This is a genomic window from Pseudomonas sp. B10(2017) (assembly GCF_002113295.1).
GTDB classification, from domain to species: domain Bacteria; phylum Pseudomonadota; class Gammaproteobacteria; order Pseudomonadales; family Pseudomonadaceae; genus Aquipseudomonas; species Aquipseudomonas pudica.
In genome coordinates, this window is the sequence record NZ_NEJU01000007.1 from 159,621 (window position 1) to 175,591 (window position 15,971).

17 protein-coding genes are annotated in these 15,971 nt (G+C 60.0%); 9 read left to right on the plus strand and 8 right to left on the minus strand.

The annotated features are described in order from the left end of the window. The first annotated feature begins 160 nt into the window (after positions 1 to 160). From CAF92_RS11530 to CAF92_RS11550, 5 genes are all read left to right on the plus strand, one after another. Complete coding sequence (locus CAF92_RS11530; protein ID WP_256573735.1) at positions 161 to 2,212, plus strand: ATP-binding cassette domain-containing protein; 2,052 nt, start codon at positions 161 to 163, stop codon at positions 2,210 to 2,212. A gap of 8 nt (positions 2,213 to 2,220) precedes the next feature. Further along, positions 2,221 to 3,267 (plus strand): glycine betaine ABC transporter substrate-binding protein, encoded by a 1,047-nt coding sequence (locus tag CAF92_RS11535; RefSeq protein WP_085600900.1) that lies wholly within the window; start codon positions 2,221 to 2,223, stop codon positions 3,265 to 3,267. Then, positions 3,264 to 4,187, plus strand: coding sequence for a homocysteine S-methyltransferase family protein (locus CAF92_RS11540; RefSeq protein WP_085600901.1), 924 nt, complete (start codon positions 3,264 to 3,266; stop codon positions 4,185 to 4,187). The genes CAF92_RS11535 and CAF92_RS11540 overlap by 4 nt, the downstream gene beginning before the upstream one ends. Then, on the plus strand, positions 4,184 to 4,642 hold the full coding sequence (gene msrA / locus CAF92_RS11545) for a peptide-methionine (S)-S-oxide reductase MsrA (RefSeq protein ID WP_085600902.1): 459 nt from the start codon (positions 4,184 to 4,186) through the stop codon (positions 4,640 to 4,642). Before CAF92_RS11540 ends, msrA begins: the two co-directional genes overlap by 4 nt. Before the next feature lie 138 nt (positions 4,643 to 4,780). Then, a complete protein-coding gene (locus CAF92_RS11550; RefSeq protein WP_143516109.1) occupies positions 4,781 to 5,698 on the plus strand; it encodes a LysR family transcriptional regulator in 918 nt (305 codons plus the stop codon). Positions 5,699 to 5,747: 49 nt separating this feature from the next. Here CAF92_RS11550 and CAF92_RS11555 read toward each other — a convergent pair whose 3' ends face one another. After that, complete coding sequence (locus CAF92_RS11555; protein WP_085600904.1) at positions 5,748 to 6,755, minus strand: zinc-binding alcohol dehydrogenase family protein; 1,008 nt, start codon at positions 6,753 to 6,755, stop codon at positions 5,748 to 5,750. Between the two features lie 160 nt (positions 6,756 to 6,915). Continuing rightward, positions 6,916 to 7,713: an SDR family oxidoreductase gene (locus CAF92_RS11560; protein ID WP_085600905.1), complete on the minus strand. Its 798-nt coding sequence runs from the start codon at positions 7,711 to 7,713 to the stop codon at positions 6,916 to 6,918. A 107-nt stretch (positions 7,714 to 7,820) separates the two neighbouring features. On the opposite strand from CAF92_RS11560, the gene CAF92_RS11565 reads away from it, so the two are divergent. Continuing rightward, the gene (locus tag CAF92_RS11565; protein WP_046614137.1) at positions 7,821 to 8,774 is read left to right on the plus strand and encodes a GlxA family transcriptional regulator; all 954 of its coding nucleotides are present in this window, start codon (positions 7,821 to 7,823) and stop codon (positions 8,772 to 8,774) included. A gap of 63 nt (positions 8,775 to 8,837) precedes the next feature. Here the strand turns inward: CAF92_RS11565 and CAF92_RS11570 are convergent, their stop codons facing one another. The 4 genes from CAF92_RS11570 to CAF92_RS11585 all read right to left on the minus strand — a co-directional run bounded on the left by CAF92_RS11570 (position 8,838) and on the right by CAF92_RS11585 (position 11,084). Then, positions 8,838 to 9,215, minus strand: coding sequence for an NUDIX domain-containing protein (locus CAF92_RS11570; protein WP_085600906.1), 378 nt, complete (start codon positions 9,213 to 9,215; stop codon positions 8,838 to 8,840). A 66-nt stretch (positions 9,216 to 9,281) separates the two neighbouring features. Further along, positions 9,282 to 9,605, minus strand: a complete 324-nt coding sequence (locus CAF92_RS11575) for a hypothetical protein (RefSeq protein WP_085600907.1) — start codon at positions 9,603 to 9,605, stop codon at positions 9,282 to 9,284. Between the two features lie 214 nt (positions 9,606 to 9,819). Next, positions 9,820 to 10,224, minus strand: a complete 405-nt coding sequence (locus CAF92_RS11580) for a helix-turn-helix domain-containing protein (protein WP_085600908.1) — start codon at positions 10,222 to 10,224, stop codon at positions 9,820 to 9,822. A 173-nt stretch (positions 10,225 to 10,397) separates the two neighbouring features. Beyond that, positions 10,398 to 11,084, minus strand: a complete 687-nt coding sequence (locus CAF92_RS11585; protein ID WP_003258732.1) for a hydrolase — start codon at positions 11,082 to 11,084, stop codon at positions 10,398 to 10,400. A 263-nt stretch (positions 11,085 to 11,347) separates the two neighbouring features. On the opposite strand from CAF92_RS11585, the gene CAF92_RS11590 reads away from it, so the two are divergent. Further along, complete coding sequence (locus CAF92_RS11590; RefSeq protein WP_085600909.1) at positions 11,348 to 11,809, plus strand: Rid family hydrolase; 462 nt, start codon at positions 11,348 to 11,350, stop codon at positions 11,807 to 11,809. A 20-nt stretch (positions 11,810 to 11,829) separates the two neighbouring features. Here the strand turns inward: CAF92_RS11590 and CAF92_RS11595 are convergent, their stop codons facing one another. Then, the gene (locus CAF92_RS11595; protein ID WP_084785332.1) at positions 11,830 to 12,756 is read right to left on the minus strand and encodes a LysR family transcriptional regulator; all 927 of its coding nucleotides are present in this window, start codon (positions 12,754 to 12,756) and stop codon (positions 11,830 to 11,832) included. A 218-nt stretch (positions 12,757 to 12,974) separates the two neighbouring features. On the opposite strand from CAF92_RS11595, the gene CAF92_RS11600 reads away from it, so the two are divergent. After that, entirely contained in the window at positions 12,975 to 13,397 is a 423-nt protein-coding gene (locus CAF92_RS11600) for a hypothetical protein (protein WP_085600910.1), read from the plus strand. A gap of 112 nt (positions 13,398 to 13,509) precedes the next feature. Then, the gene (arfB, locus tag CAF92_RS11605) at positions 13,510 to 13,923 is read left to right on the plus strand and encodes an alternative ribosome rescue aminoacyl-tRNA hydrolase ArfB (protein ID WP_033701529.1); all 414 of its coding nucleotides are present in this window, start codon (positions 13,510 to 13,512) and stop codon (positions 13,921 to 13,923) included. A gap of 81 nt (positions 13,924 to 14,004) precedes the next feature. Here arfB and CAF92_RS11610 read toward each other — a convergent pair whose 3' ends face one another. Then, positions 14,005 to 15,591 carry a phospholipase D family protein gene (locus CAF92_RS11610; RefSeq protein ID WP_085600955.1) on the minus strand — a complete coding sequence of 529 codons (1,587 nt, stop codon included), beginning with the start codon at positions 15,589 to 15,591 and terminating at the stop codon, positions 14,005 to 14,007. Positions 15,592 to 15,971 lie beyond the last annotated feature (380 nt).

Here is a 15,971-nt window from a genome sequence, read left to right on the forward strand (position 1 = left end):
CGCGTTCCCGCTAGATAGCAGGCAGGCACGGAAATCCGTGAGGTTTGGCTGTGTGGCATGAAGTCTGCTCTGCCTCCCTGGAATCCAATGAACTCCAGGGGCTGATGTGAGCGTTGATGAATACCCACTGATTGCCAGTGACCAAGTGGAAGCCGCTGCCCTGGTCGAGGCGGATGGACGAGGTATTGCCTTTGGTTCTGTACCGACCGGCGATATCGCGCTGGAATTCCGCGCGGTGACCAAGTGCTACGAGGGGGACTGGGCAGCCCCGAAGAACGCAGTCGAACACGTGAGCCTGACAGTGCGACGTGGCGAAGTCCTCTGCCTTATGGGTACATCCGGTAGCGGTAAGTCGACTTTGCTGCGCCATGTCAATCGGCTGATAGAACCTAGCAGCGGTGACGTGCTGATCGATGGCGAGGTGTTGGGCGATTTGACCCCGGCTGCGCTGCGTCGATTGCGTTCGCAACGCATCGGCATGGTATTCCAGCACTTCGGATTGTTACCGCATCGCAGTGTGCGCGACAACGTTGCATTGCCCTTGGAGCTGCGCGGTGAGCCGGAGGGTGCGCGGCACGCGGCGGCACAGCGGCAGTTGCAGGCTGTGGGGCTGGCAGAATGGGGCGAGCATTTTCCCCACCAGTTGTCTGGCGGCATGCAGCAACGCGTCGGGCTGGCTCGGGCGCTGGTTACCGATCCTGACATCCTGCTGATGGATGAACCATTCAGCGCGCTGGACCCAACGATCCGCCGCGACCTGCAGGGTCGCTTCCTGCAACTGGTGCGCGAGCGCGGTATCACGACTCTCCTGGTGACCCACGATCCTGGTGAAGCGTTGCGTCTGGGTGACCGTATCGCCGTGCTGCGCGCCGGGCGACTGATTCAGGTGGGAACCCCTGGTGAAGTGCTTCGACACCCGGTGGACGAGGGTGTGGCCGACTTCTTCGACGAGAGACCCCATATTCCTTCCACCGCTGCGTTGCCCGACGACCAGGCGGTCGGCACGTTACCGTCGGCGGTTCGGGAGCCTGCGGCAAACGGCTGGATCCGCCAAGCCCTGTTGGGCCCGGCGGCGCTGGCTGCTGCCGGCCGAGGTGGGCTGTTCTGGCTGGCACTGCTGATCGAGTTGACATCCCTGGCAGTGTTCGCTGGCGCATGGCGCAAGGGTGCCGGATGGACGTTGGTCATCGCACTGGCGGCGCTTTTGCTGAACCGCACCGCCAGCGCCTGGCTGACCCTGCGCGGTCATGGCCGTGACTCTGAGGGCGCAGCAGTGCCCCTGGCGCTGCTACTGGTCAGCCAGGCACTGACACTGTGGCGTGCCGCGGCAGCAGATGCTGGCGGCGCACTGCTGGAGTTTCCCGCCGACCGCGACAGCATGCTGGCGGTAGCGGGTGCCATCGACCAGTTGATCGGCTGGTCTCAGGTGACCTTCGAGAGCGCCTTCGTCGGGGTGATCTTCGCGGTGCGTACTGTCATCGAGGGTGTTGAAGGCGCGTTGGGCTGGATTCCGTGGCCGGTACCGGCCCTGGCCCTGGTCTACCTGGCCTGGCGCTCCGCTGGCATGCCCCTGGCGCTGACCAGTGCGCTGGCCCTCGGTTACATTGGCCTCTTCGGTTTCTGGGAACGCACGGTCTCTACCATCGCGTTGGTAGGCTCATCGGTGCTGCTGTCGCTGCTGATCGGCATTCCCACCGGCATCGTGCTGGCCAAGCGGCCGCTGGCGCGGCGCCTGATCACGCCGCTGCTCGATGTCATGCAAACTTTGCCGACCTTCGTCTATCTGATCCCGGCGGTAGCGTTCTTTTCCGTCGGCAAGACGCCGGCAGTGATTGCCACGGTGATATTTGCCCTCGCGCCGATGATCCGTCTCACCGCGCTGGGTATCCGCGAGGTGCCCAAGGCCGCCGTGGAAGCCGCAGTCGCCCATGGCGCGACGCCCTGGCAGACGCTCACTCGGGTCGAGTTGCCGCTGGCCTCCGGCTCCCTGTTGCTGGGGGTTAACCAGACCATCGTCATGAGCCTGTCCATGGTCGTCGTGGCGGCGCTGATCGGCGCCGGTGGCCTCGGCTACGACGTCATGACCGCGTTGCGCAACATCAAGGGTGGGGAAGGCGTCCTCGCCGGCATCGCCATTGTTTTCTGTGCCTTGGTGCCCGACCGGATCATCCAGGCATCCCTTCGCAAACGTCATCATTCCACTCAGGAGTAACCCCCTTCATGGCCAGTTTCCTTTCTCGTGCCCTCGCTGGCGTCGCGTTGCTGGGCGCGCTAGTGCCAGCCACGGCAAGCTTCGCCAAGGACAAGATCGTCATCGGCGAGCAGAACTGGACCGGCGCCATCGCCATCCAGTACATCCTCGGTAACATCATCACCAGCCGGCTCGACGGTGATGTGTCCTATCTGGCTGGTGATCTTCCTGTACTGCTCGCAGCCGCCGCCAAGGGTGATGGTTCGGTGGACGTGCTTACCGACATCTGGCTGCCGAACCAGTCTGCCGCCTGGGCCAGATACGTCACTGGCGGTACACATTCACTGATTCCCAACAAGCATCCCTACGTTGGTGAGCAAGGTTTTTATGTGCCCGGCTACATACAGGACAAGTACGCAGTGAAGTCGGTGTACGATCTCAAGAAGCCTGAAGTCGCCAAGCTGTTCGCTCCGCCAGGGGGCGGCAAGTCCCAGCTGTTGGTGGGCCCGGCGGGGTGGGAGTCGACTTATATCGGTCAGATAAAAGCCAAGGACTTTGGCTTCGACGGCAACTTCGAGTCTGTATCCACCGAAGCCTCGGTGACCTACGCCAAGCTCGACGCTGCCTACAAAGCCGAGCGCGGCGTGATCTTCTACGCCTACACACCGGACTGGATCTTCTCTGCCTATGACCTGCGCCGTCTCGATGAGCCACCGTTCGACGGCTATGCCCAGGACAACAAGAAGGGCGACCCCTTGTACAAGGCTGACGGCTGCTGGAAATTCATCAGCCCGACCGTCGATGCCGACTGGTTGAACAAGAGCAGAGTCACCTGCGCTTATCCGGATGCGAAGGTACACATCCTCGCGTCTTCGGCGCTGCAGCAGCGGGCGCCCAGGATCGCCGCATTCCTGGAAAACGTGAGTATCGATCCTGCATCCCTAAACGATCTTATCCTCAAGATCGAGCGCGAGAAGCAGCCGGCGGACGCTGCCGCCAAGGCCTGGATTGCAGCCAACCAGGCGACCGTCGATCATTGGTTGGGTGCCGCTGGCACCAAGGTGGCCGCGCAATGACCAAGACCACCTGGACCCTTCTTGATGGCGGGATGGGACGAGAACTCAAGCGCATTGGCGCGCCGTTCCGGCAGCCGGAATGGTCTGCCCTGGCCCTGCTTGAGGCGCCTGAATACGTGGCGCAGGTACACCGTGCGTTCATTGCGGCCGGCGCCAGGGTGATCACCACCAACAGCTATGCGGTGGTGCCGTTTCATATTGGTGAAGAACGCTTTGCCCGTTCCGGTCAGGCCCTGGCCGGGCTTGCCGGGAAGCTTGCCCGAGGTGCCGCCGACGAGGCGGACGCTTCGGTGCTGGTAGCGGGTTCACTGCCGCCTGCGCTTGGATCGTATCGGCCGGACCTTTTCGATCCAGTCCGTTCCCATGCCATCCACCGTGAATTGATCTGCGGCCTGGCGCCGCATGTGGATTTCTGGCTGGCGGAAACCCAGAGTTCCCTGGCCGAAGCCCGGGCTGTGCGCGCCGCGCTGGACGGCGAGTGCAAGCCGCTCTGGCTATCCTTCACGCTGCTCGACCCCGATACTGAACAGGCGCAGCCTTTGTTGCGCTCGGGCGAAAGCGTGGAGCAGGCAGTTCTAGTGGCCCTTGAGCTGGGAGCCAGCGCCTTGCTGTTCAACTGCAGCCAGCCGGAAGTCATGGGCGCCGCGCTCTACAGTGCCCGGCAGGTGCTTGACAAGCACGCGCGCGAATTGCCGCTCGGCGTCTATGCCAATGCCTTTCCTCCGGTGCGTGAAGACGCCCAGGCCAACGACACTCTGCTCGATATCCGCAGCGACCTTGGGCCAGAGGCCTACCTGCAGTGGACGCAGCAATGGATTGAAGAGGGTGCGACCATCGTCGGGGGCTGCTGCGGCATCGGTCCGGAGCACATCGCCCGACTCAACGAGCATCTGCAAGCCCGCGAAGAGGGAAGGGTATGAGCGAAACACAAAAGGCCACCTTTGGCGCGGGATGCTTTTGGGGTGCGGAGATGGCGTTGCGCAAGCTCGATGGGGTGCTCGACAGCCGCGTCGGTTACGCGCTGGAGGCTGGGCGGGATGCGCCGCTGATCGAAGTGGTGCAGGTGGATTTCGCCCCTGAGGAAATCAGCTATGCCTCTCTGGTCGATGCCTTCTGGGGACTGCATGATCCGACCTCGGTCGATCGCCAGGGCGAGCATGTGGGGGTGAAGTACCGCTCTGCGATCTTCACGCACACTAGCGCTCAGGCGGTGATAGCTGCCGCGGCGCGCACCCGACTTGACAGCTCGGGGCGCTATCGCCGGCCGGTTAGCACAGTGGTGGTCGAACTAGGGGGCTTCGAGCTGGCGGACGAAGATCAGCAGCGCTACCTGGAAAAGAACGGTCTCGTGGCATGCGCCATCGGCGCTGAATAGGTGGCAGGCTGGCCGCGCTATTTTGCCTGGATAACGCGGCACACCTGGCACGCTCCCATTTCCTGCAAGCCAACGCTGGGCACGTATCAGGATTGCCGCTACGCTTTGATCCTCGCGCCAGGTCAAGACATTTCCACAGTGAACAAAACAGTTCGGTTTGATGACCTTCAGGTCTTCGTCACCACAGCCTCCGCCGGCAGCTTCTCGGCAGCAGCCAGGTTGTTGGATATTTCACCGGCCTTGGCCAGCGGGGCAGTCCAGCGCCTGGAAAGCAGCCTGGGGGCCAGGTTGTTCGTGCGTTCCACAAGGCGTTTGCGGCTTTCGGATGATGGCGAGCGATATCTGCCCCATGCCCGTCAGGCCTTGGAGGCACTGGGCAACGGCGAGGTGGCGCTGACCGAGGGGCGAGATGAGATCGCGGGTACACTTCGCCTGTCCATGCCTTCGGATATTGGCAGGAACCTGTTGCTGCCCTGGCTGGACGACTTCCAGCAATCGCACCCCAAGGTGAAGCTGCAACTGCGGGTCAGCGATCAGGTAGCCGACCTTGTCGGCCAACAATTGGATGCGAGTATCCGATATGGGCAGCTGGCAGATTCCGGCCTTGTTTCACTGATGCTTGCCCCTGGCAATCGCAGAACAGTCTGTGCCTCACCACATTACCTGGCACGGCATGGGGCACCAGACGCCTTGGAGGATCTGGTCAGGCACAATTGCCTGCGTTATGTGATGGGCGAGCAAACCTACGAGCGATGGAGCTTTCATTTGCCCGATGGCGTCAGGACCGTGCAAGTCACAGGTGACCGTGTGAGCGATGACGCCGATATCGTTCGGCGCTGGGGCGTCGAAGGGTTGGGGATCGTTTACAAATCCAGGCTGGATGTGCTGGCGGACATACGCGCCGGTCGGCTGATCGAGTTGTTTCCTGGGGATTACGGCCAACCTGCGCCATTGCAACTGGTGTGCGCTCATCGAACATCGCTCACACCGGCTGTGCAGGTGCTCAGAGCGTTTCTGGCGGAGCGTTTCGAGCAGCTCGTCGCTGCTGCTGAATAAGCTGACGGGGCGCATGGCCCCGCCTTCGTTGCCTTGGCTGGATCAGTGATCAGAAGCCTTCCAGGACAATCTTGCCTTTTGCCTTGCCACTTTCGATCAGGGCATGGGCGCGCTTGAGGTTGCTGGCACTGATGCTGCCGAAGTGCTCGCCAACGGTGGTCTTGATGACCCCCTCGTCAACCAGCGCCGATACCTTTTCCAGCAAATGGTGCTGCTTGATCATGTCCTCGGTCTGGTACAGCGAGCGGGTGAACATGAGCTCCCAGTGCACCGACAGCGATTTGCGCTTGAACGGCACGATATCGAGATGCTGAGGGTCATCGATCAGCGCGAGCTTGCCCTGTGGCCGCAGCACTTCGACGATCTGCGCGAGGTACGCATCGGTGTGGGTCAGGCTGATGACGTAATCCACTGGGTTGAGCTGAAGTTGTTCCAGTTGCAGGGCAAAGGAAGCCGAATGGTCGATGACATGATGTGCCCCGAGTTCGCTGACCCAGGCTTGGGTTTCAGGCCGTGACGCGGTGCCGATCACCTTGAGCTGGGTACGCTTGCGTGCAAGCTGCACCAGGATCGAACCAACACCGCCGCCAGCGCCGATGACCAGCAGGCTCTTGCCAATGCCGCCATTTTCCTCCACACCCAGGCGGTCGAACAGCAGTTCCCAGGCGGTGATGGAGGTCAGCGGCAAGGCGGCGGCACTGGCATTGTCCAGAGTGCGGGGCTTGTGCCCGACGATACGCTCGTCGACCAGGTGAAATTCGCTGTAACTGCCCGGGCGGTCGATTGCACCGGCGTAGAACACTTCGTCGCCAGGCTGGAACAACGACACCTCGGCGCCGACCTCGCGGACGATCCCGACGGCATCCCATCCCAACACTTGAGGGTGGTCACCGCTGCGGCTGGCTCTGACCTTGGTATCGACCGGGTTTACCGCGATGGCTTTGACTTCCACCAACAGGTCCCTGGCACCAGGTGTGGGCTTGGGCAGTTCATGCTCATACAAGGACCGGGGATCTTGTATCGGGAGGCCGGGCGTGTCGTAGACGATTGCTTTCATTTGGATGTGAACCTTCTGGTGAGCAGTGGTGACAGGTTAAGCACCCCGGGCTTCCTGAAAAACCCGGCTATTGCCGGAACACTTTCCGCGTTTCGCTGATAATCGGGTGGCTGTCGCCCTGGCCGACAGCTACACCCGGTACTGGCGCTGGCAACCGTGATCAATTGGCGTTGTAACGTGGGGCCAGCCGACTGCTGGACAGTTGGCCGAACAGGGCTTGCCGGCTTGCCTCGTAACGTTCGAAGGACTGCAGGTCGTGCATTGAAGGGATGGAGATCAGTACCTCGTCGTCAAAGTCCTGCAGGGCCCCGTCCACCAGGTCCTGGGCCGACATCACGATGCCTGGGTCCAGGTTTTCGACCGGCAAGCCGCCGATCTGCCAGAAGTCGGTAGCGGTTGCCCCTGGCAGCACAGCCTGGATCCTGATGCCTTTTTCCGCAAGCTCCCTGTGCAGTGACTGGGTAAAGGCGGTGACATAGGCCTTGCTGCCACCATACACACCGTTGAGCAACTCCGGCGCCAGGCTGACAATGGACGAGATGTTGATCACGGCGCCTTGCTTGCGGGCGACAAATCCTGGGATGGCGGCATAGGTAAGGCGGGTGAGGGCGGTGACGTTGAGGGTGATCATTTCAGCCATGCGCTCGACATCACTCTCCAGCAGGCTGGTGTGCGTGCCTATGCCCGCGTTGTTCACCAGCAGGCTGATGCTGGCGTCCTCGCGCAATTTGCGTTCTACCTTGGCCAGATCATCCGGGTTTGCCAGGTCTGCCGGAAATACCTCCACGTTCTGCCGGGTTTCTGTAGTCAGCCGGCTGGCCAGGGTGTTCAGGCGCTCCCGGTTGCGGGCCACCAGCACCAGGTCGTAACCCCGACGCGCCAGGCGTTCTGCGTAGATCGAACCGATGCCGGTGGAGGCGCCTGTGATGAGTGCAGTGCCTTTGAATTGCTGTTTCATGGTCGTGCTCCGTTGTTGGGTGTGGAGCCCATGATGCAGAAGGTCGTCTTTGTCTCAAACGACACATATGGTACGTTTTCAGGACATTGAACTGTGGAGCGTCAACCATGCACCGGGTCGGCTATCTCATCACCGAAGGTTTCCAGATCATGTCGCTGGCGACGCAGGCCGTGTTCGAATTCGCGAACATCGTCGCGGGCGAAACGGTTTACAAGATCCAGAATTTTTCCGTCGGGGGCGGAACGGTGCGGTCTTCCCTGGGCATGTACATGGACACACTGCCATTGGGCGCTCCTGGTTTGGCTGATACCTGGATGATCACGGGCACTCTGACCCCGCTGACCCCGCCAGGCGATGACGTGCTGGCCAGCGTTCGCGGCTTTGTCGACGGCGCCCGCCGCATCGCCGGCCTGTGTACCGGCTGTTTCGTGCTGGCCCAGGCCGGAGTGTTGGATAACCGGCGCGCCACGACACACTGGGCCTATGCGAAAAAGCTGCGTGAACTGCACCCGAAAATCGAAGTGGAAGAAGACCGAATCTTCATTGTGGATGGGCCGATCTGGACATCCGCCGGGATGACCGCCGCCCTGGACATGGCGCTGGGCATGGTGGAAAAGGATCTGGGAACCGAGATGGCCAGGTCGGTGGCACGAAAGCTGGTGATGCATCAGCGCCGCTCCGGTGGGCAATCGCAACATTCCGAACTGCTCACGCTTTCGCCGAAATCTGATCGGATTCAGAACGCCCTGGATTACGCCCGCAAGCATTTGAATCGTCCATTGAGTGTGGAGGAGCTCGCAGAATCCGTACATCTGAGCCCTCGGCAATTTACCCGCGTATTCACTGCAGAGACAGGCCAGTCACCCGCAAAGGCTGTGGAGAGCCTGCGTCTTGAGGCTGCCCGCTTGATGATCGAGCAGAGCCGTCACAGCCTGGATGTGGTGGCGAAGGAGACAGGGTTCAGGGACCGTCGGCATATGCGGGAGGTGTTCATTCGTGGTTTCGGTGTCCCGCCCCAAGCTGTGCGAAGAGATGCCCGGCGGGTGGTATCAGCCGAATGACTAGCGCTGAATCGTGTCAATGCACATAACCAGGTCCATATGCGCTGTGCTGCCGATAAAGCACTACACAGGGAGCAGATGCTCTCGTTCAAGCAGCTCGATATTGGACGGTTTGACGTGCACTTTATGAATTTCGGGCGCTGTGAACCAGCGGCACTCCACGATTTCGTGATTTGCAGCGGGTTGCGCGCCAGGTTCGACAGGCAGCTGATAGAGGTAGTGCTCCTCGCCTGCGAGCATGTAGTGATTGAGGAACCTGGCCCCGTCGAAGGATAGGCAAGTCTCCTCCATCAGCTCGCGCTGCGCAGCATCCAGGTGATGCTCGCCTGGATCGATTTTCCCACCTGGCAACGACCATTCAGCGCTTTGCTTGCGCACGAAAAGGATGCGTCCTGCTTGCAGGCAAATGACTGTCGAATGCCGCTCTCTGGAGTTGTTCATCAGGAGCCTCCCATACGATGGAGGTGGCATCAGGGCAGAACTCACCCTGATGCCCGCTGCGGATGGTCAGCGATCTTTATCCCACTGCTGGTCATCTGCCTGGTTTTGCTGACCGCCCATGCGGTCCTTGTCTGTCACGTTCTGGTTCTGGGTCTGGTTCTGCTTGTCAGTAGTACGCTGGCCGCCTTGGCTGCCTGTGTCACGGGAACGTTCCCAGTCCTTGTTCATCTTGTCCTCAGGTTTCTGGCCGGACTGGCTGCCACCGTGCTGCTGGCCGGGCATCCGACCGCCCGAACCCTGGCCGCCTTGCTGGCCGGTGCCGGCAGTTTTGTTACCCATGCCAGTGTCAGCATTGCCTTGGTTGCCACCCTTGTCTTGATTGTTTGCCATGATCGCTTACCTCAGGTCAGACACAGGAAGGTCTGTGTGTACTGTTATGACCCGGGCCCGTTCCCGCGGTGTGCAAGGAATGTCTGGAAAGCTGACTAAACGCATTAACTTCAGGGGTACGAAATTTTGGTGTGTGGCCAGGAACGTACCTGGGACCGCCAGGGGTGGACATTGGTCGATGTCCAGCGTCAGCGAAAGAGCACAAATGTGCTCCCTAACTGAGCAGAGGCTCAGTTCGAATGGACGCTTGTCGCTGCCAGGCCTGCGGCGATATCCCCTCGGCCTTCACGAATGTGCGACAGAAGTGGGACTGATCGCAGAAACCGCACTCCAGTGCGATCTCGGCAAGCATCATTCCCGAGCCCCCCAGTAGTTCCTTGCTTTTGCGCAACCGTTGTTCACGCATCCACTGCTGCGGGGGCACGTGCATGGTATCCCTGAACATTCGTGTGAAATGGCTACGCGACAGCGAGCAGGCTTGGGCGAGTTCCGTAACAGTTATGCCAGTGTCCAGGTTCTCCAGCATCAACTTCTTGGCAGTCGTGACCTGCCAGGGCTTGAGAAGCCCGGTTGTTTTCAGTGCGACAGTCGCCAGCACAGTGCAGTGATCGCTGTTCATACCAATCCATTAATCAATGAAGTGGGCACGCACGTTTCGAGTGGGCAGAGCAGGCCTCTGCAGCCTTGGGCGGGCTACAGACGATAACACTCGATTTGATGACCTGGCTCAGCCAGCCGGCGTACCCATCAGCGGGTCAATGAACAGCCCCTGGATGCAGGGGCTGGCAATGGTCAGACAGCGGCAGCAACCGGGGCCAGGGTTGGGCCGTGCTGAACGCGCTCTGGTGCTTTGTGCACCATGGTGTAGGCATAGTCGACACCCATGCCGTACGCGCCGGAGTGTTCTTTCACCAGTTCCATGACGGCATCGTAGGTGTCGCGGTTTTTCCAGTCGCGTTGCCACTCCAGCAGCACTTGTTGCCAGGTCACCGGAATCACGCCTGCCTGAATCATGCGCTGCATGGCGTAGTCGTGGGCTTCCTTGGTGGTGCCACCGGAGGCGTCGGCAACCATGTAGATTTCATAGCCGGCATCGTTCATTGCAGACAGCGCGAACGTGGTGTTGCACACCTCCGTCCACAGGCCGGAAACGATGATCTTGTTGCGCCCGTTTTTCTTGAGCGCGTCACGCACCTTCTGGTCATCCCAGGAGTTCATGGAGGTTCGCTCCAGCAGCGGAGCGTCGGGGAAGACGGCGAGCAGCTCGGGGTAGGTGTGCCCAGAGAAGCTTTCAGTCTCGACCGTCGTGATGGTGGTGGGCACATTGAAGATCCTGGCTGCCTTGGCCAGGCCTACGGTGTTGTTTTTCAGCGTCTGGCGATCGATGCTCTGAACGCCAAAGGCCATCTGCGGCTGCTGATCGATGAAGATCAGTTGGCTGTTGAATGGGGTCAGAACTTCAGTTTTTGGATTGTTCATTGTTGTTCCCTGTCAGCTGGATGGTGGTCATCGCACGAGTCACGGCGCCTGCCTTCGGCAGACTGTGCTGAGGCACTGGATGACGTCCTCAGTGATGCCCGTTGCTTGAGTCCGAGCACAAGATAGCGAATCGCTGAGTGATGCGGTGGCGCACTTTTGCGCTCTCAGGAGCGCATTAATGCACCATCAGCTTGTTCATCCTGCTGCTAGGATTCGCCCGCAAACGCGGATCTACCTGATCCGGTTTACGCCAGGAGAAAGCGATGGCAGCTTCACAACCACTCAACAGACAAACCGCCTATTGGGGCGTGCCGTGGGAGAGTTCCTATGGGTATCCGCAGGCTCGGCGGGTAGGGAACGAGATCTACGTATCGGGCCAGTTCAATCATGACGAAGAAGGCAACCTGGTCGCGCCGGCACCGCTGGATAGTGACGGCAGGCCCTGTGATTTCTCTTCGATGGGGGATCAGATGCGCGCCGCCTACGACAATATCGCCAAGCTGCTCGCGCTGTATGGAGCGACGCTTGAAGATGTCGTGGAAGAGACGCTTTACGTACTGGACATGGACGCGGCCTTTGCCGTGGTCGGCAAGGTACGCAAGGCCGCCTACGGCACGGAGCGGCCTCAATGCGCCAGCAACATCATCGGCGTTTCGAGGCTTGCCCAGCGCCCACAACTGATCGAAATCGCCTGCAAAGCGGTACTTGGCCCGCGCGCTGAGTGACCCGCACTCCCGGTTTCGCTCTACGTGACCGGGAGTACCAGTTGGCCCTCGATCAACGGCTTCTGATTGGCAACGGCAGCGGCACAGAATGTCATGAAGGCTTTGACCCGCCACGATTTGCGGATGTCCTGGTGCGTCAGCAGCCACAGCTCATCCTGCAGCTCCGGCACCACCGGGCCGACGCGTTCAAGCCCTGGTGTGATATCACCCAGCATGCAGGGCAGAAAACCCACCCCCAGGCCTGCCGCGATTGCAGCACTTGCCGCCGCAACCGAATCGGTGCGGTACGAGATGCACTCGGCAGCGACCCTGTTTTCGACATAGCTCGTTGCCTTGAGCCCGCGTAGCGCCGCGGAATAGGAAACCCATGCCTGGCCTTCTGTGAACAGAGGAGCAGGCGATGTGTGGTTGCTGCTGCCGTAGGGCGCCCAGGCGATTGTGGCCAGTTTGCGACCCACCAGGCTTTCGGCGGGTTTCCTGGTGGCTCGAACCGCAATATCCGATTCGTCTCGCGCAAGGCTCAGTGATTCGTTGCCCACCAGCACCTCGATCGTGATGCCTTCATTGAGGGCCTTGAAATCCGCGATGATGGGGGTGAGGAAGTAAAGCAGCAGTGAGTCGCTGGTGGTGATACGAAGCTTTCCGAGTGGCCCTTGGCCGGCACGTGAGACACGCCGCGTCACGCTGACAATGTCCAGCTCCACGCGTTCGGCGAGAGCACGCAACTCCGCGCCCTCGATGGTGAGCAGATAGCCTGATTTGCGGTGGTCGAACAAGGCTACGCCCAGTGTTTTTTCAACCTGGGAGACCCTGCGGGAGACGGTGGACACGTTGATGCCGAGCTTCTTGGCCGTGGCAGCGCGATTGCCACACTCACTGAGCGTTTTGATGATCCGCAGGTCGTCCCATGAGAGCTGGTTGGCAGCCTCGCCCACGTTCCATTTCACGTCCTTGGGGGCGGCAGGGGTAACTGGGACATTTCCAGGTAACGACTTCACGAAATCCGTTCCAGATCAGATTGCGACGATCATACGAGAAGGGGCTGCGTGAACCAAGTATCAGCATGAAGGCGAAGGAGGGGGCTTCGGTCGTCCCTTCAGGCGCACATCGACACTTGTCGGCGTTATCCTGAATAGTGAGTCCAGGAGCCTTTGGGGAACTACCCATGCGTAAGTTGACGCTGTTGTTCGCGATCGCTGCATTGGCGGGTTGCCAGGCGCCGATGCCCACTGCCAACCCACAGCTGGCTTGGGTCGATCTCTCGACACCATTCCCGAATGACCGAGTGCTGTTGGCCGAACGCCTGGATAAACAACGCCTGCGCGACGGGCGCTTCTTTGAGGTCAGCCCCGGCAGCCATGAATTGGTCGTCAGGTTCGACTACGAGGTCAATGGTGGCGGTGGCATCAGCCTGATGGGAGGAACCACGGTAAGGCAATGCTACCTGACCCTAGACTACGAGCATTTCAAGGCTGGGCAGCGCTACGTGCTCGAGGCCCGCTCCATGGCCATGACGCCAGAGGCGAGGCTTTATGATGCCAAGGGAGAGATTGTGGCAGAGGTTACGGAATTCTATTGCCTGATGTGATGGTGAATCGTTCGTTGTTCATTGATTACAACTAGCCTCGGAAATTAAGAATTTTGTTCTGTGGGTGAGCGGCGAAGGCTGTGATAATGGGGGGAATTACAAAGGCCATGCCATGCTGACCATCTCTAATAACGTGCATCTGCCAGATGCCGATATCGAACTGACCTACATCCGCGCGCAAGGCGCAGGTGGTCAGAATGTCAACAAAGTGTCCAGCGCCGTGCACCTGCGCTTCGACATTCCCGCCTCGTCGCTGCCCGAGTTCTACAAGGAGCGGCTGTTGGCGCTGCGTGACAGCCGCATCACCGGCGACGGTGTGTTGATCATCAAGGCACAACAATACCGCACACAGGAGCAGAACCGTGCTGACGCGCTGGCGCGTCTTGCCGAGTTGATCATCACTGCCGGCAAGACCGAGAAGAAACGCCGCCCCACCAAGCCGACGCTCGGCTCGAAGACCCGTCGCCTCGAAGGAAAAGCCAGGCGCAGCACTGTCAAGGCGGGCCGGGGCAAGGTGGAGTTCTAGGAAACCAGAGGCGATTACTGTCACACGGACATGGAATTTTCCGAAGCAGAACTGGCCGCCGCATGATTTGTCTTTCCCATGCTAAAGCATCTTTTCAAGCCCTATCGTGCTGCTGAGCCAGGAATTGAAGCGCCGCCACCAGCCCCCCGGTTCAGTGGTCAACGTGCGTTGTTGGCCATTGTCTTCGGTAACCCAGACCAGGTGATCATCTTGCAGCCGGGCCTGATAACTTAGAGCAGGTGCCATGCCCTCCAGCGCCAGTTCGCGCACCCGTCCGGCGAGCTGCGGATCATCAACCAAGACACCGACCTCGGTATTCCACAGCAAAGAGCGCGAATCGAAATTGAACGAACCGACAAACGCTTTTTGCTGGTCGAAAATCATCGCCTTGGTATGCAGGCTGGAGTCGGAGCTGCTAGAAGGGCCGCTGGAGGAGCCCTTGCGAGAGAAGCGCGGCCTGGTATCGCTTTCGCTTCGATCACCGGCTTGACGACGTAATTCGAACAGCTGCACACCATGCTCAAGCAAGGTCTTGCGATAGGGTGCGTAAGCACCGTGCGAAGCCGGTACGTCGGTGGCCTCCAGCGAGTTGGTCAACAAGCTGATCGACACGCCGGCGTCGGCTCGACGGGTCAGGTAAACCACCCCCGGTTGTCCAGGCACCATGTATGCCGATACCAAGATTAACTCCTTGCTGACTCCGTTGAGCTCGGGTGCCAATTGGGTGGCCAACAGCAAGTGCGGAGCGGGTTCACCACTCGCCAATACCTTGCTCGGTGCATCCCACATCGCTTTGTTCCAGGCCCAGATCAACTCCTTGCGCCAGTTATTCAGGCGTGGCTGGGTGGTATAGCTCATCAATTGCTGATAGAGCGCGTGCTTCTGGGTGCGCGTTTCCTCCAAGGAGGCATCCAGCCGAGTCCGAAGATCTTTCAGGTCTTTGCTAGATGGCTTGAACGATATGAACTGCTCGATGGGCTTGCTGAGGACACTGTTCCAGTACTCATCAAAACTATATCCCAACTGCGCTGCGACCGGGCCGACACTGAGCATGTCAATGTCAGTGAAATTTCTGTTGGGCTCGGCATCGAAATACTCGTCACCCAGATTGCGCCCTCCAACGATGGCCACGCAATTGTCTACCAACCACAATTTGTTGTGCATACGCCGGTGTTGCTGAGAAAGGTTGAATAGCCGACCCATCGTGCGTGTCACGACGGTACTGCGGCCAAGATGGAGAGGATTGAACACGCGGATCTGTATATGCGGATGCATCGTCAGTGTCGCGATGGTTTGCTCCAGGTCATCGCTGGTGGTGTCATCGAGCAAGATCCTGACGCGCACGCCACGGTCGGCAGCGACGAGGAGCTCGCTCAGCAGTATTCGAGTACTTATACCGTCGTGGACGATGTAGTACTGCAGGTCAACGCTGCTTTGAGCGTTGCGAATCAGTTCCGCGCGGGCGGCGAAAGCCTCGGCACTCTCCGGGAATAGGCGAAAGCCCGATTGTCCTTGATGGGGGGCAACCTGGGCCTGGATAGATCGGCCGAATGCCGAATCGTTCGCAGGCAAGGCGTGACTGGGTTCGTGAGGTATGTTGATTGTTGTACAACCCCCCAGGAGAAGCGTGAGATACAGAAAGGCGATGTGCAGCTTTTGGATTCTCACGGAGCGCATCCCGACGATGGTGATGAGGGTCTCGGATCCCGAAGAATGGCCATTCCCTTACCACCAGCATCCGGCCTTAACGACCGTCTGCAATGCGTCTTCGATCTACGGTGTTGTTTAGGAAGCGTAGTTCATCCTCTGATGACAGCGACTCGGCCTTAGCTGCGCCGAAGGCAAGATGGAAGCTCCTGACCTGAATGCAATGTTTGAGGTTGGCCATGAGGTGGCAACCTGTTAAGCCCCCACTATCGTGTTATCCATAGCAAGCGGAGGGCGCCGGCCCATGGAGGGCCAGAGGCGTGAGGATAAAAGCCCGATAGGGCCGTAACCTCGCTATGCCAGGTTGCGGTTCACGACAGCCGTCCCTGAAGGGGCACGCC